18 protein-coding genes are annotated in these 15,743 nt (G+C 48.9%); 12 read left to right on the top strand and 6 right to left on the bottom strand.

Translation table 11 applies throughout. The features are described 5' to 3' along the window. Nucleotides 1–40 precede the first annotated feature (40 nt). A complete protein-coding gene (locus E1919_RS24070; RefSeq protein WP_162055967.1) occupies nt 41–274 on the bottom strand; it encodes a hypothetical protein in 234 nt (77 codons plus the stop codon). A 232-nt stretch (nt 275–506) separates the two neighbouring features. Next, nucleotides 507–665 carry a hypothetical protein gene (locus E1919_RS24065; RefSeq protein ID WP_162055966.1) on the bottom strand — a complete coding sequence of 53 codons (159 nt, stop codon included), beginning with the start codon at nt 663–665 and terminating at the stop codon, nt 507–509. Between the two features lie 824 nt (nt 666–1,489). On the opposite strand from E1919_RS24065, the gene E1919_RS24060 reads away from it, so the two are divergent. From E1919_RS24060 to E1919_RS24030, 7 genes are all read left to right on the top strand, one after another. Beyond that, nucleotides 1,490–2,410, top strand: coding sequence for a replication initiation protein (locus E1919_RS24060; RefSeq protein WP_162055965.1), 921 nt, complete (start codon nt 1,490–1,492; stop codon nt 2,408–2,410). 299 nt (nt 2,411–2,709) lie between these two features. Continuing rightward, on the top strand, nt 2,710–2,994 hold the full coding sequence (locus E1919_RS24055) for a type II toxin-antitoxin system RelE/ParE family toxin (protein ID WP_162055964.1): 285 nt from the start codon (nt 2,710–2,712) through the stop codon (nt 2,992–2,994). Between the two features lie 68 nt (nt 2,995–3,062). Further along, nucleotides 3,063–3,353: a HigA family addiction module antitoxin gene (locus tag E1919_RS24050; RefSeq protein ID WP_162055963.1), complete on the top strand. Its 291-nt coding sequence runs from the start codon at nt 3,063–3,065 to the stop codon at nt 3,351–3,353. Nucleotides 3,354–3,527: 174 nt separating this feature from the next. Beyond that, a complete protein-coding gene (locus E1919_RS24045) occupies nt 3,528–4,289 on the top strand; it encodes a ParA family protein (protein WP_162055962.1) in 762 nt (253 codons plus the stop codon). Continuing rightward, nucleotides 4,289–4,618, top strand: a complete 330-nt coding sequence (locus tag E1919_RS24040; RefSeq protein ID WP_162055961.1) for a hypothetical protein — start codon at nt 4,289–4,291, stop codon at nt 4,616–4,618. Before E1919_RS24045 ends, E1919_RS24040 begins: the two co-directional genes overlap by 1 nt. A 10-nt stretch (nt 4,619–4,628) precedes the next feature. Then, a complete protein-coding gene (locus E1919_RS24035) occupies nt 4,629–4,913 on the top strand; it encodes a hypothetical protein (protein ID WP_162055960.1) in 285 nt (94 codons plus the stop codon). A 327-nt stretch (nt 4,914–5,240) separates the two neighbouring features. Further along, entirely contained in the window at nt 5,241–5,447 is a 207-nt protein-coding gene (locus tag E1919_RS24030) for a hypothetical protein (protein WP_162055959.1), read from the top strand. A 7-nt stretch (nt 5,448–5,454) separates the two neighbouring features. On the opposite strand, the gene E1919_RS24025 is transcribed toward E1919_RS24030, so the two are convergent. Then, the gene (locus tag E1919_RS24025) at nt 5,455–5,706 is read right to left on the bottom strand and encodes a hypothetical protein (protein WP_162055958.1); all 252 of its coding nucleotides are present in this window, start codon (nt 5,704–5,706) and stop codon (nt 5,455–5,457) included. Nucleotides 5,707–5,884: 178 nt separating this feature from the next. On the opposite strand from E1919_RS24025, the gene E1919_RS24020 reads away from it, so the two are divergent. Next, on the top strand, nt 5,885–6,118 hold the full coding sequence (locus tag E1919_RS24020; protein WP_162055957.1) for a hypothetical protein: 234 nt from the start codon (nt 5,885–5,887) through the stop codon (nt 6,116–6,118). Between the two features lie 158 nt (nt 6,119–6,276). Here the strand turns inward: E1919_RS24020 and E1919_RS24015 are convergent, their stop codons facing one another. Both E1919_RS24015 and E1919_RS24010 read right to left on the bottom strand, forming a co-directional pair. Next, on the bottom strand, nt 6,277–6,504 hold the full coding sequence (locus E1919_RS24015) for a DUF7768 domain-containing protein (RefSeq protein ID WP_202915987.1): 228 nt from the start codon (nt 6,502–6,504) through the stop codon (nt 6,277–6,279). Nucleotides 6,505–7,003: 499 nt separating this feature from the next. Beyond that, nucleotides 7,004–8,251: a hypothetical protein gene (locus E1919_RS24010; protein WP_162055956.1), complete on the bottom strand. Its 1,248-nt coding sequence runs from the start codon at nt 8,249–8,251 to the stop codon at nt 7,004–7,006. 682 nt (nt 8,252–8,933) lie between these two features. On the opposite strand from E1919_RS24010, the gene E1919_RS24005 reads away from it, so the two are divergent. The 4 genes from E1919_RS24005 to E1919_RS23990 all read left to right on the top strand — a co-directional run bounded on the left by E1919_RS24005 (nt 8,934) and on the right by E1919_RS23990 (nt 14,763). Continuing rightward, nucleotides 8,934–10,163 (top strand): hypothetical protein, encoded by a 1,230-nt coding sequence (locus E1919_RS24005; RefSeq protein ID WP_162055955.1) that lies wholly within the window; start codon nt 8,934–8,936, stop codon nt 10,161–10,163. 571 nt (nt 10,164–10,734) lie between these two features. Further along, a complete protein-coding gene (locus E1919_RS24000; protein WP_202915986.1) occupies nt 10,735–13,332 on the top strand; it encodes a TonB-dependent receptor in 2,598 nt (865 codons plus the stop codon). Nucleotides 13,333–13,418: 86 nt separating this feature from the next. Next, nucleotides 13,419–14,585 carry a PepSY-associated TM helix domain-containing protein gene (locus tag E1919_RS23995; RefSeq protein WP_162055954.1) on the top strand — a complete coding sequence of 389 codons (1,167 nt, stop codon included), beginning with the start codon at nt 13,419–13,421 and terminating at the stop codon, nt 14,583–14,585. After that, on the top strand, nt 14,566–14,763 hold the full coding sequence (locus tag E1919_RS23990; protein WP_162055953.1) for a hypothetical protein: 198 nt from the start codon (nt 14,566–14,568) through the stop codon (nt 14,761–14,763). The genes E1919_RS23995 and E1919_RS23990 overlap by 20 nt, the downstream gene beginning before the upstream one ends. 316 nt (nt 14,764–15,079) lie before the next feature. Here the strand turns inward: E1919_RS23990 and E1919_RS23985 are convergent, their stop codons facing one another. Next, nucleotides 15,080–15,325 carry a hypothetical protein gene (locus E1919_RS23985; protein ID WP_162055952.1) on the bottom strand — a complete coding sequence of 82 codons (246 nt, stop codon included), beginning with the start codon at nt 15,323–15,325 and terminating at the stop codon, nt 15,080–15,082. Nucleotides 15,326–15,743: the final 418 nt, after the last annotated feature.

Below are 15,743 nucleotides of genomic sequence, written 5' to 3'. Positions count from 1 at the left end.
TAGCTCAGATTAAAGAAGGCGTCGCTGTACAGTACCATGCCTAAACGCCCACGAATATTTTTATCAATTTCGCTACCCCTCCGGCAGTTATTTCGTCACCTGCCCCGCTAAGCTGCTGGAGCCTACCTAGAATAACAGGGTTGGAAAGGTGCATGCTGTCCTTGTAAATACCATTCAGGAAGAAGCGGCAGTAAGTGTGGTCTTTACAGAATGAGGTTAGGACGATGAGGTCGCAGTCCCTGAGCCTGTCTGAAAATTCGGTTAGCTCGCTCATATCAGATAAGTCCCTGTCTTAAGAATATAAGGGCAGTCCCCTGTACTTCTTTAAATTGAAACAAAATATAACAAATCATTCCCATAACTGGCATTTTACACATAAAACACATGCAATAATATAAATATACAGGTAAATTCAAAGCGGTTTCAGATAATAGATCATAAACAGAAAGCCTCATGCGGCCTGTGTATAACATGCCACCACCTGTTTCACTTCTGAATACTTTCCTTCATTTTGCAAACCTGCTGTAGCTTGCATCCTCCTGGGAATTCTGTGCTCTTTCCTGCATGTTCAACGCCACCTGATGCTCTTCAACTGCGGCCTTATACACGATTTGTCCTTTTACCTCCTGCCCGTGGATTCTTATGGAACCCAGCTTATCGACCAAGCCACCTTCTGCAGTGTGTAAGCCATGTTGCGGGATGCACAATGCGCACAACTCCTGTTTCTTTTAGAAGGCGTTTAGGGAATCGGTTGAACTGGACTACACAGATTCGGGTAAACCCTTTCCTTAAACCACAAATGCATTACACAATGCGCAATCTGCAATGCGTTTTCCGTATTCCGTAATCCGGATTACTTATAAAAAGTCGTTTTTAGGTCTGTATGTTCCACCAGCCTGGCACTGACACGGCGCTACTCTTTTCATTTTTGTTGGTTAAGGAAAAATCGATTTTAAGCCCTTCTGAACGCGCCAACTCCTCAGCAAGGTGAAGCCCAGTTTTTTTCCTGAGCGCTTGCTAGCGTTAAACTGTGGCTCTCCTGTAGCCAAAATTAGCAGAAAGTCCCACCAGCCACCCCTACAGGCACTAAACCTTACCCTCTCCATTAACTAAAAACTTAGTTGTCGCGCCCCGGTGCTCTTTTTGTTTTTGCTTTTTTTTGCTTCCCCCCTGCTCCTGGATACTTTACCGATTTATTGAGTTCCCTAAACGCTATGGCGCGGGAGCGCCCAACACAATTTTGTGTATTTGTATATATTTGTTCTATTTGCAGGGGCTGTAAGAACCAGATTAACAGCGTGATACAGCGGCTTACAACGACTTTTTATAAGCTAAAAACGACTTTTTATAAGTGAGAAACGACTTTTTATAAGCGAAAAGACGACCTTTCATAAGTCTATCGACGACCTTTCATAAGCGAAAAACGGCCTTTAGTTTTAATAGTCGTTTTATTTGTTTCTCTTTCTTATATTCGCATAAAACCTCTGCGATGCCTAGTTCTAAAGAAATCGAAATACGCCAGCATAACGCCATCACCACTGCGCGCTATGACTATTCAGCCTGCCAATTGGATATCCTCTTTTACCTGCTCTCCAAGCTCAAAAAGGAAGATGCCCCGGACCAGACGTACCGCTTCTATAACAGGGACATTGAGGCCATGACCGGGCGGCAGTGGAATTATCAGCAGCTCCGGGAGGCTACAGAAGACATGGGCTCGCGCATGTTCTCTGTGGAGGACAACAAAGAGTACCGGCAGATGTGGATGTTTCAGGAAGTAAAGTACATGAAGGGAAAGGGGTGTTTTGATATCATACTCTCCAAGTCCATACAGCCCTACCTGTTTGAGCTCAAAAACAACTTCACCTCCTACCAGCTGCACTCGGCGCTGAAGCTCACCAGCAAATACGCCAAGCGCATCTACCAGCTGGCCAGCCAGTGGAAGGACATCGGCGAAACGTGTGTCTATCCTCTGGACGAGCTCAAGACAATGTTCGGCCTCAAGGATCCGAGCGGCAAGAAGGCAGAGCAGTTCGAGCGGATAAGTGACCTGAAGAAGAAGGTGCTGGATGTGGCAGTGCGTCAGATTAACGAGCACACTGACCTTACAGTGAGCTACCACCTGGTTAAAGAGGGCCGGTCCTTTCAGGCTGTCCGCTTCTACATCACCACCCAAAAGCCGCAGCAGCTCCCCATACAGTTTGACAGACCTGTTGAGGAGACGCGCCAGCACAACGCCCGGCAGGTGCTTGAGGGGTATGGCATCCAGGACCCTAAGCTTATTCAGCAGATACTCTCAGACGAGAAGCTAACGGACAACCTCTTCAAGTTCAACTACGAGATAAAGACCGGCAGAAAGAAAGCAGACAAGAACCCAGGCGGCCTGCTGCTGAAAGTGCTGGGCCTGCGGTAACTGCGCAAAAAAGTAAAGACAAAAGGGGAAAGAAAAGCAAGAACTTCTATCCTGTCTACTCCAGCTAGATGTGCTAACCATGCTTTCTTTACTAGCAATGCTTGCTGCTCTTTACTTACTAACCCTTCATTCACTTTTAACAATACTTTCTTTTCTAATATTTCTAACATAGTTAGAGCATATAACTATTATAGATAATCAGTGGCCTTGCCAGGCTGTGCAGGCACTATAGGGCAGCAGTCTGATTTTTATATGGCATCTTTGTTGTTACTTGAAACGTTACAAGTTATACTTGCAGCATGATCGTGAGTTTTAAACACAAGGGCCTGGAGCGGTTCTTCCTGAAGGGGGATGCTTCCAAGCTCAACCCGATGCACCTTGACAAGATCCGGAAGATACTTATCCGCCTGCATACAGCGCAGAACGTGCAGGACGTGAATGTTCCGGGCTGGGACCTGCACCCGCTGAAAGGGAACCTGAAAGACTACTGGTCAGTGAAGGTCAACGGCAACTACCGGGTCACCTTCATCTTTGTGGGAGAGCGGGTCGAGGTGCTGGATGTAAACTACCTGGATTACCATTAATTAAACCGCTCTCCAAAAGTGGGGAGCAACTTGTAACTATCTTTTTAGCTACACATAATTTTTCAGCTATGTTAATGTTTAACCCGCCGCATCCTGGCGAAATCTTAAGAGAGTACACTGACGCGACTGGGCTGTCCATCACGCAGATTGCAGAGAAGCTGCACATGAGCCGGAAGGTTCTTTCACAAATTCTCAACTGCCATGCCGGCATCAGCGCAGAGATGGCATGGAAGCTATCGGTAGCCTTCGGCACTACGCCCGATGTGTGGATCAACCACCAGAAGCAGTACGACCTGTGGCAGGCAAGCCAGCGGGTAGACCTGTCTAACATCGAGCACCTGCTAAACCCAGCAGCCTGATGCCCTCTTGCAACCTTGATAACGAAAGCTCCTCTTAACCGGGAGCTTCATTCTTTTCTAACCTTTCTAACATTGTTAGATATGGTAGAAAATATAGCATAGAAATAAGCTATAGAAATGATTACATGTATAGTGATTATAACTGCACTAACCTTATAAGTAGAGATAGAGCGAATGCCAATTCTAACAGTTCTAAACAACAAAGGCGGTGTAGCCAAGACGACTACGGCCATCAATATAGCTTCAGGGCTTGCGGCAGAGGGCAGTAAGGTGCTGCTCATCGACCTGGACTCGCAGGCGAACCTGACCATATCAACAATAGGGCAGGAGAACGATGCGCATGTGGGCCACTGGCTGAGCGGTGAAAAGCCGCTGTTAGAGGTGGTGCAGCCATATGTACCGAACCTAAGTATTATACCCTCATCCAAGGCGCTGGACATATACTCGAAGTTTATAGGCTCGGAGGAGGATTATCAGTTTAAGCTAAAGGACCGGATTGAGGCCGACAGGCTAACAGAGCAGTACGACTACATCTTAATAGACAACGCTCCCTCCCTTACCACGCTGGCTTATTGCTCGCTGGTGGCAGCAACACACGTGCTCATCCCCTCAGCTCCTGAATACTTCTCCTTCGCCGGTATCGACAATATCATGCAGTCTGTGGCCAATGTGAAGAAGCGGTACAACCGGCAGCTGCAGGTACTGGGCATCTTCTTTACAAAGTACCATCCCTCTTACCGCAAGAAGGTGGCAAACGATGTGGTGGAGGCAGCAAGAGATACGTTCGGTAGCCTGGTGCTCTCATCTACCATCCGGGTAAACGCCTCGCTGGAGGAGGCGCAGATGATGCGCCAGCCGGTGTACAATTATGCACCTGACTCCAATGGTGCGACAGATTACGCCAACCTTCTAGAAGAGATAAAGACAAGACTATAATGGGCAAGCAAGCAAAACCAGATTTTAAATCCATAAGCCGTGGCGTGACAAGCTTTGACCGCCAGATGTATGAAGACAAGCCAGAGCAGGCGAAAGCGCAGGAGCCGGTGCCTGAGGAGGCGGGAGGAGAGGAATTGATACCTTTTGCCACGAGGCTCCCTGAGTCGCTTGTGATGAGGATCCGGCAGCATTCCTATTGGGACCGGGAGGGGATTATGGAAACCATTACCAATGCGGTGATAGAGTACCTGGACAAGCAGGAGGGAAGCGATAAGCCTTTGCCCCCGGAGGTGCTGAAGAAAGCTACTAGGGGCCGCAAGAAGAAATAGATACTCCGGAGTGAAACCGTTTGAGCAGCTAACACCGAAGCAGAAGTTCTGGCGCCAGAATATTGTCCAGTTCATTATCTACGGCAGCTTTGCCCTTGGCTTGGCCTGGAGTATGTTTCAGATGGTAGAGAAACAAGAGAAGGCGAACGTATCAGCTCAGCATGTGGAAGATGCTTTGATAGACTTCTACAGAACACACAGAGAGCAGAGGGACACAGTAGGTATGGGCACTTACATGAAGCAGCACCTTACACCGGATGAGTATAAGCTGTCGGTTCAAATGGAGGGAATTTAGTTATTATCGTTAGAGCCTCTAACGTTTCTAACAATAAAAGAACAGTAAGAAGGGTTAATATATCTTTTCACATCAAACAATCATGAAAAAGATATTCCTACTCCCGGTCCTGTTCTTCCTGGTACTCACCTCCTGTAAGGTTAATGAGCAGAAACCTCAGACCATCAGCGGACAGATAAAAGGTACATGGGTTACCACAAATCAGAAGTACGAGTACTATAATTCGTCTGGACAGGAGGTGCATGAGGAGACAGACCAGACCAAACTAAAACGACTTTTATATTTGACGGTTCCAATGTCACTGCCACCAATGACTCCGGAGGGGGAATGTCCGGCACCTACACCATCTCTGAAAGTAACGGGAAAGACTACATCAATTTGACCACAAACAACCAGACCGAAGCAATGGAGATAATATCCATTGATGGCTCTGCTATGTCCTGGAGCAGTAGGAAAGACAATGCACAGTACTTCCATAACGGTTTGAAGACGACAGACCATGCCATCATCAGCGTGGACTTCTCAAAGAAGTAAGTCTTCTTCATTCACTTGTTAGCTCTCTCAAATCAATAGACTCCAGGTAAGGCTCCAGGCAAGTATGCTTGTCATATCCATGGACCATTAGAAGCACGTTGCTTTCCGGATGGTACCACACCTCTGCAAAAATCTCTTGCAGGTGGTAAAGGACAACCGTGCAGCCGTGTCGCTGGCGCACTGCCAGAAATTCGCCGCGGCTCCACACAAGCTTTGTTCTTTCCTCAGGGGAATCGGAGTTAAACTGATTCGCAGTCATAGGCTTAACTTATTACCTTCTACTGTGGTACGATGTTGCAGGGAACAGGATATCTATGCACCTACACTATTTCCGAGATGTTAGAAGCGACTATTCGAATAATAACATTTTCCTATATATGTATCTTATATCTAAATGAAACCGTTACCTTCACGTCCCCAAAAAGGCACATGGAGGTATGAGTGAATTGACTGACTTTATAGATAAACTTAATTACTGCGACCTGATGGTACTCACCTGGGTGAGCAGGGACCGCATTTACTGCCGCTTCTTCCTCAACGGCATTTACATGGACAGGATGTACGTCTCTGATGCGGCCATTCTGGCTCACCTTCACCGGCTATGCGGTGTAGGTGACGAGGTTAGCGCTAATGGGGTAGCGGAGCTAAAGCAATTGTTCGTGAGAGTATAAGATTTATAGCAGTAAAAAGCCTACTCCGAAAAATAGGCTTTCACACACTTAATTAACATAACACTCAAACAGTCTTTATACGTGCAGCCAGTATATTAAAGACAACAAAAGATCCGATTGCCACCAGCGTCCGCATCAGGAGTTGATCTGAGGGGGGGCTAAAGCGTTCTGTATTCAACTGGCCTGCTAGCTTTTAGCGCTCTGGCAATGCCGTACACCATGCCCCTGCTGATGCCTCTGTCAGTATAGACCACTGTCTTATCCGCTTTATCGCCCCAGTACAGACCTGCCTCGATGCCGAATGCCCGCTGTTCCGGTCTACACGCCATGCACTTCTGCGCATACTCCACTATTGAGCGATACATCACCGGCGTAAGGGCTTTCAAGAATAACCAGCTACCTCTTCCTATTTACCCTCTCGTATACACCCGCTCATAATCAACCTTTTCGGTATCGATGCAGAGTGAGTAGAAAACACATCGGCATCTACCTGCAGCAGGTTTCGAAGGTGCATCAAATCGCCTAGAAACCATCAAATAAGTCCTTATTTCTTTCAAAGAATACTTCCCTAGCCACTTCTCTGTTTTACATAATAAGTGTTATAGGTGAAATTGCCTTTCCGGTCGCCGGGAAGGATGTATATACCTTCCCGTTCACTTTCATTAAGCCTCCTACCATTATAACTGTGAGGCACCGTGGTGATCTACCACCTGGGCGGCTTCTTCGCTGAGGTGTGGTACTCGCAGGAGGATAACTAGATCGCGCTGGTCAATGGCTTCAACAGCAAGCAGCTCCTGGAGCCTTACCTGGACACTCTTGACGTGGAGGAGCTGCTGGGGTAGGGGCAAGAAAACCTCTCCCGTCTGATGAATTTCCCTTGCTTTGTCAAGGGAATATATAGATTCTCCGGTACTGCCTCAGTTCCTTTCGCAGATACGCCTCAGGGTTGTTCAGGTAGTCATGCATGGACTGGTGCGTGCGGTCTTTGGCAGTGTGCGACAAAACCCGGAAGAGCCTAAAGTCAGAGAGAGTTTTCCCTTCAAGGGATGCAGGACTAAGCTTCTCAATAAAGCCCTCCATGTTGAAGGCTGTTTCCTCCGGGGAAAGGAAAACCTGCCACTCCGCGTTGAGATTAGCGGTACTGGACCTCCATAGCAAATTATAGGTGCTTGGTTTGTCTTCCCCGAACTGTACCTGAAAGTCACTGAATTTTGACTTGATGACTGTAAAATCAGACTTGGGAAGAAGGGGCATCTCTTCAGGGACGGTTGAGCCGACATGCCAGTATTTATGCATGTAGCCTTGCCGGTCCACATAGGACAGTATCACTTCAAACTCCTCAATAAGGGTCTGTGGGAACTGCAGGTCATATTCTGCGGGGTTACGGCTTGATAAGTAAAGAGAGATGGGATGAGTGTAGTCGCCTGCCTTTGTGTATCCAAAAAGCGCCGAAGTAAGTGGGGGTACACCATCAGGCCTGCTATACTTGCGTTTTATGGCTGTGCCTGTGTTCGTAAAGTCAATATGTGCTTCCGGTGATGTCACTTCGGCAAAGATGTATTTGCCTTGCTCTGCCATCAGCATGTAAGTAAGGTCAGTTGCAAACTTTCTGCCATACTCGATTTTCAAGGTATCTGCGCTCTTTCCAAGGAAGGAAATCCTGGATAACTCAACCTGCCGAGCACCGAAATGGACAGAACCATGTGAGGGATAGTTGTTGGTGTTTATAGCATTGCTGTAATATACTGTGGTGTTCGGTCGCGGTTCTTCAGTCCTGATGCCAATGCCGTCATCAATGTGCCAGTTATCCGGATTCACCTGCACGTACGTCCTCATCGAATACTTTTTAGTGGCCGGGTCTGAGTAGATGGTCGTCACGTCAAACAAGGTGTCATCGGAGTTTACTTTCAGCTCGTGTTTTGTCCTGGCGGCAATCACTGTGTCCAGCAGCACGTGTCCGTCTTTCTGCGACACTATCAGCTCGAAATCCTCTGTTTCCTCCGGCAGGGGGTCCAGCCTGAAATTAAACGAAACTTCTCTCCCTATAGGCTGGGGTGCTGGGTCGTGTTTTCCCTCTTTACAGGAAGTCAGGGCAAGGGAGAAGAGGAGGGGGAACAGGTACAGCTTTCTCATGGGGTGAATTTGCTTTAGGTTTTCTAAATATATAAATAGTTTAATGTGACGTGCAAATAATAGAACCCCATCCCCAAGCAAAGGCGTACCTTAAGGTTGAGCAGGCGGAAATGCTTGCTCTGAATTCTATTCAATAGTTCTGTAGGGGTATAGGTGCCCATCAGGGCAAACAGTATTTGGTGAGGCCGTATTGAAGGCAGATGAGTGGGGCTTCAACACGCCTTTTACCTTTTGTGGTATGACAGTTACAGAAATCACCAAAGAGGAATACCTCGGTTTGCTCAAGAGGTCCGCAGAAAAAGCGCAACATTCCTTTACTAGCTAATGCAGGACAGCTCTTAATTAGCCAGTCCGCCATGCATTTCTGGGTGTGCTCTACATTGAGCGCTATCTCACGGGCGTAGGGGCTTTCAATAATGTTGTGCATAATGGTTATCAAAATTATACTATCCCCCTAGAGTAGTATGATAATCATAGCCCAGGTGTGAGAACTTCTGATGGTGTTGGTTCAAGGCTTCGCAGCATGGCTACCGCTGTACAGGAGCTGGAGCGTAAGGCACAGTATAAATGTAAGTTTGTGCTAGTCGTCCGGAAGTAATAAAGCTCTCTAGAAGAGAGTTTTTTATTTGCAAACAATATAGTAAAATCTGTATAATTGCATTCGCCTATAACAAACTTAATCATGAAAAAGCTTTACCTCTTACCTCTCCTGTTCCTGCAGGTACTTACCTCCTGTAAAGACGGTGAGGATGACCCGACTCCTCAACTAGAGCCTCAGATACCGTCGGTCTCGTTCAACTTCAGACTTGACCCGCAACCGGAAGGAACAGAGGAGTATGAGCTGGTGGTGTCACAAAAAGACGGGGAGGTGCTGCTGGACACAGTGATAGCAGCCAGAACAGAGCATACGCTAAAGGTGAAATCAGCCGATACTAAGTTCGACGTCACTACCATCTACTCTAATCCGGCTGATAGCAAACATGCTATAAGGACATACGTGCAGGTGAACCCGGACAACTGGCATATCGACGAGCGCATCAGCCGCACGGTGTGGAGCGAAACAGTGCCTGCCACCATAACCTACGCTAACATTCCTTATGATGGGGACACACGATTTGCAGCAAAACAAAACACTGGCACCACCTTTTCCTGGCCCTATAGCACTGGAAGTTTAAGAGTATCGTATAGCAGGTTGCTCCCGACCGATCTTACTTACCTGTTAGTACCCAGCCTGGGCAAGTATATATTCGCCGAGGTAACCTCACCGGAAACTCACGTAGACTTCTCAAATGCCATCACGGCTGAAGCAAGGAAGTACACTTGGCCTACCGGCGTGACCAATCGTGCTTCGGTCCTGTTAGGTTACACTAAAGCAGGAGACTATAGCAAGACGATGATTCTTTACCTGCAGAACAGAAGGCCTGAAGACACATATGATGTCCTGTTTCCTACCACTGTGATAGAGGAGTTCGAGTCGATTCTAAACTATACGGACGCTGACGGCTACCGGCATAACTATGTTAAAAGCGGCACGACCGTTCCTACGGAAATGCCTTTTATACCAAAGTCTGATTTCACCGTCACCAAATCCGAGGCCAATGACTTCCAGATACAATTCGCAGAAAACAAACCTACCACCTATACCATGCTGTGGGAGTCAGGAGAGCTTAACGCAAGCTGGCGTATTTTCGCCTCCCCCGAGGAGACAGGATTCAAACCTGAGGACTTTCTGGAAAACTTAAGCGCTGTATTCCTAGAAGGGAAAAACCTGGGTGGCTTTGCTCTCAAAAATCTGATATCGCAAAAGGCTGAAGGCTACTCTCATCAGTCCATAAATGACTACAACAACACTCCTGAGGCATACCTTAGAAAAGAGCTAAGAGAATACAGGGGAATAACAAAGACTTTTTAACAGCAGATAGATAACGCAAAGAAGCCTCTCCCGTAACGGAGAGGCTTTCTTTTGGTTGATAAAAGGAGAACCACTCTTTGGGGTTTTTCTGTACATAGGGAATCAGAAAGAAAAACTACTTTGATTCTATATGATCGGGTGTCAAAACTGCGGCTGCGCCTCGCTCACCTCATGTATAATGCCGTTACTTAACATAAAGCAGCTTATGGGCCATAAATAAGAAAAGGCTCCTCATCCCGAGGAGCCTTCCTTTTTATGATCAGTTTTATGAAAACTTCTCAACTTTTAGCCATGCTTTTATACGAGAAGGTCTAAAGGGAGGTTACGGAAAGATGGAGAAACAGTGCAATTTTTTTGCTGCCGTATAACGACTCTTATGTTAATGAAAAACCCTATATGGCATAGGATGCAAGGATAAGGTTTGCCACCCAGGGCCTGTGCATAGAGCCTCCTGATTTGCAGGAACTGTTGCTTAATATAAATTTTATTTGGAATCATTCTAAACAAGCTCTAAGTTTGCCCAACAGTTTAGAATGATTCCAAATAAGTTACACATTTAACGCAACAGTAGATGCAAAACTTTTACTTACCAGACTCCTGGATTTGCCTCCTGGCTAACCTTAAAAGCCTCAACAGGCTGTTTCTTTCAACCGCCCTCATCTTCCTCGCGGCCACCGCTTCTGCCCAAATCGGCACAGGCACCGTAGCGGGCAGGGTGCAGGATGTGAGCGGTAAGCCTGTTCGATACATAAGTGTGGCCGTGAAGGGAACAAACATCGGCACTACCACCGATGAGGGTGGCTCTTTTACCTTAAGCGTTGTGCCGGCCGGTGAGCAGCGCCTTGTGATCAGCGGGGTGAACCACGAAAAGGTAGAACAGGAGATATATGTGGAGCCGGGGCGTACCTATGCCGTGACCGTTACGGCAAGGGAAAAGGTGAATAGCCTGCAGCAGGTGGAGATTACCGGGCGCAAGGAAACCGACTACCGAAATGAGGTGTCTTACCTGGCCACTAAGACCGCCACCCCCCTCAAGGACGTGCCACAGGCTGTTAGCTACGTAACAAAGGAGGTCCTTGACGACCAGGGAGCGTATCGTCTGGGTGAGGCTGTGAAGAACATCAGCGGCGTGAACCAGTTCTCCGGCTATCAGGACTATGTAGTGCGGGGTTTCCGTACCAGTTCCGGGAGCTCTTTCCTCGTCAATGGTCTGCGCACCCAAGGCTGGTTCTGGACACAGCCCCTGACCGTGAACCTGGAGCGCGTAGAGGTGATTAAAGGCCCTGCCTCTGCACTTTTTGCCAACTCAAACCCAGGTGGAACCATCAACCGCGTGACCAAAAAGCCGTTGGACGAGAGCCGCAAGGCCATCAACTTCTCGCTCGGAAGCTTTAACACCCTTAGGGTGGCCGCTGACTTTACCGGTCCCATGAACGAGGAGAAGACGCTGCTTTACCGCCTGAATCTCGGTTATGAGAATGCGGAGACTTTCCGTGACCTGCAGACAAACAAAACATTTGTTATCGCGCCCTCCTTTTCTTTTCTGCCTAACGATAGGACGAGTGTGAACTTCGACCTGGTGTACACACAGAACAACACGCGGCTGGACCGCGGCCAGCCTATTTTCGGAGCAACGGCCGGCACTCCTCTCACTTCCACGCCTATCTCCACCTCCCTGAGCCAGGTGAGTGACTACATGAAGGTGGATGAGCTTTTTAGCACCCTGTCCATTAACCGTAAACTGACCGACAAGATCTCTGTTAGCGCCTCTTACATGAAGTTCGCTGCTTTCGAGGACCTTTTCGAGCACCGTACCAGCAACCGATACGCCACAGTAGTCGACACGGAGTCTGAGGAGTTTAAGGCCCTGGATGCAGGCACTCCATTCGGTAGGGGAGCTTCCTTCCTGGTAACGGACCCGACACAAATGGAGATGCAGGTGTTTGACCGCAGACGCCACGCTTATACCGATAACCTCACCTCCTACCTTACTTACGAAGGCAACACAGGAGCCCTCCGGCACCAGGTGTTGGTAGGCGCAGACTATATCCAGAACATGCAGCCTGTTGGGGGTGCCACCCGTATTGCGCGTAACTACCGCACCGCCGATGGCAGAACCGTCACTGTAGACAGGCTGACTAAAAATGACCTGGTAAATGCACAACCTGTGCCGAACGTGCCCTTTGTGAACCTGGCTAACCCGCAGCCGGCTATCGCCAGCCCGGAGAACTATGTCTACACCAGCCAGTCCTATGCCCCCACCAAGTACTATACTTACGGGTTCTATGTGCAGGACCAGATAAAATATGGTCCGCTGCAGGTGCTGCTGGGACTGCGCCAGGAGTTCTACCGTGATGTGACGGCCTATAAAACTGCGGAGGAGGAAACAGTGGAGCAGGAAAAACTGCTGCCGCGCATCGGTGCTGTTTACTCGCTCACCGACAACGTCAACTTCTACGCCACTTACACAGAGGGTTTCCAGCCGCAGTCAGCAGGCACGCTGCAGAACCCGAATGTAGGTGGGCCTTTCGACCCGCTTAACTCAAACATGGTGGAGGCTGGCGCCAAGACTGAGTGGTTCAATGACATGCTGACCCTTAATGTGGCAGCGTACCAGATTGAGCAGAACAACATCCTGGTGAACGCCAACGCGCCCGACAACCCCGACCTGCTTCGCCAGCGCGGGCAGGAGCGCGCAAGGGGAGTAGAGGTGGACGTGTACGGAAACCCGCTGCCGAACCTGAGCATCACGGCTAACTATGCCTACAACAGAACCGAGATAACACAGGACCAGGAAGGTGACCCGCTGGGGCTGGAGGGCCGCATCAAGGAGAACGCGCCGCTGAACCAGGCGGGCATCTGGGCACGCTACGACATTCCCAATGGTTTTCTGAAGGGGCTTGGCATTGGCCTGGGCAGCAACTATGTGAGCGAGCGCAACACCTTCGCCACGTACAGGAAAGGTGCTGACGGAAAGGAGCTGGGGCTAACGCTGCCTGCCTATACCATCTTCGATGCCGCCATCTATTACCGCGTGGACAAGTTCAGGATCTCAGCTAATTTCAATAACCTGACAGATGAGACGCATTGGGTTGGGGGATACGACTTTGTGAGGCTTTACCCCGGCACTCCGCGAAATTACCTGGTTTCGGTGGGGTATACATTCTAAAAGAGGCTATTGTTAGTTTAGTTTGTTAGAGGCGGGCACTCCGGGGAAATTTCCCCTGGGGTGCCTTGCCACTTAAAGAAGCAGATATGGCAACATCAAAGGAAACGAACAAAAAACTTTGGGCGGTACACAGCTGGGTAGGGCTGTATGCCGGCATCGTAATAGCGATTTTAAGTATAACAGGGGCCGCCGCTGTTTTCAAGAATGAGATAGACAGGCTGCTGAACCCTTCGCTTCTGATAGTGGAACCTCAGCAAAAGCGCGCTTCGCTTACGGCCATCGCGCAGCAGGTACAGCAGCGCTATGCAGGATATGAGCTTCTTTCCATTGAGTTGCCTGCCGCCCCAGACGAAGTATATGTGCTTAAGCTTCGGAAAGAAGGCACAAGCAGGTTCGACGACACTACACTGGATGTGATGGTGAACACCTACACAGGTGAGGAGCTAGGCTCCCGTGACTTTTATAGGTCTTTCGCTTTTTTCCTTCGCAACCTGCACGTGCGCCTTTATGAGCACTACTGGGGCCGCCAGATAGTAGGCCTGTTCGGAATCGCCTTGATTGTCTCCACCGTCACAGGGCTGCTCATCTACGGCAGCTTCATGAAAAAGCAATTCTTCGGCAGCATCCGCACTGGACGCGGCATCCGCATCGTTGCAGCCGACTGGCACAAGTTTGTGGGAATAACAGCGCTGCTGTTCAACCTTGTTATCGCCATTACGGGCGCCTGGCTGGGTCTGCAGCCGAAGGTGATGAAGTGGACAGGCATGAAATCGCCTAACTTTTACCAGCAGGCAGATAAGCCCATCTCGGCGGAGGAGGACAAGGCCATGATAGTAGATTATGATGCCCTGCTGGTAGAAGCAAAAAGGGCCTACCCTGACTTACTGCCGCTTTACCTGAGGGCTTCCTCCGACGGATCCCGCCATTTGCAGGTATACGGTAACATACCCGGCACCGTGTATGAACGGCAGCTGCAGAAACTGGTGCTCGATAAGCAGACGCAAGAGGTGATGTACAGGTACGATGCCCGCAAGGTGGATTTTGCAGATCAGCTCTACTCAGTGCAGGAGGCGCTGCATTTCGGCGACTTTGGGGGGCTGCTGTTCAAGGTTGTCTACTGCCTTTTCGGGCTGACCTCTGGTGCCCTGTCCATCACCGGCTATATCATCTACCTTAAGCGCAAGGAGAAAAAAGGAGACAAAACAAGAGCAACCGCGAAACCTGTCAGGAAACATGCAAAAAACATTGCTTAAATATACGCTCAGCATCACAGGGAGCATCCTTGCTTTGCTGGTGCTCCACCTGAGCTACGGCACGGCCGTGGCATCAGTGCCTGTTTCTGCTGCACTCTATGGATGGCTGGCTTTCTTGCTGGTTCGCTGGGCGTTAGGGCAGGCCAGCTCCAGCAGCAGAAAAAGAGGCGGGTTATAAAAGCAATGGCAAAACACTGGAGGCTCAACTAACATGTGCTGGTGCCTGCCGTGGCGGTGATGGCGAACCTGACACCCGGTCTGTCTGCGTACCTGCTGCACGAGTGTACAGCGTGAGCTTTGAACTGCAGAATGCCGTAACGAGCAAGGGAAAGGCGCTAAGGGCAGATATCCCCAACTAGACTAATTCACAGCCGCAGATACAGGGAAGCAGCGTGGTCAAGGTCAAGAAGCAGGCTGTAACTTCTGCGATTATATAGCCAAGAAGGCACCGAAAAACAGGAGCTAAAGTAACCTCAGGCACAAATGGTATTCGACTACAGCTCATACTTTGCTTTCAGCTCTTTTATTATACCCATTGCTTTCTCTCTGCGTTCATCTATTCCCTCCACAATCAGACTACTCTTTGAACGTGACGGGGCAATTAAACCGGAATACTCATGATAGACATCTACAGCGGTAAGCGTTGCGTCCCAGTCTATGTCGTTGTCAGGGACCTTGGCTTTGATAAGTTGTGCTAAATCAACAGCAAAATCTTTATTGATGCCTCTGGTTGTAGACAAGTGTAAAATTAAATCAGAGACTGTCTAGTCCTGATATAGCTTGACAGCAACCGTCCCGGAAAACGTGGATTTTTTGAGCAGAAAGGTGGAGGTTAGCTTGCTTGGTCAAGTCCACCTCTGTTTCGTCGGGCTGCATGCTAACCGCAACATGACGCAACGCGGTGTTTCGCAACGGAGTGCAACGGAAATGCAACACCGCGTTGAACAGCCCTATCATCTGGTATTAGCCAGCATGCGATACCTGCCTAAGGCTATTTGGGATGTATTGGATGCATTTTCCTGCTTTTACAGCTGTTGTTCTGGAACGCGAATGCCCCAGGTTCTTTGCCCTTCCTTCATTTTTGTCGACTTTGTGTCAACCTATAGCAGGACAAGACACCCCTCTGTTGCTCTGCGTTGCCTAAAGTTTCGAATGGAG

It is taken from the genome of Pontibacter pamirensis, assembly GCF_010015475.1.
In the GTDB taxonomy this organism is placed as follows: Bacteria; Bacteroidota; Bacteroidia; order Cytophagales; family Hymenobacteraceae; genus Pontibacter; species Pontibacter pamirensis.
This window is presented reverse-complemented; position numbering and strand designations above follow the sequence as displayed.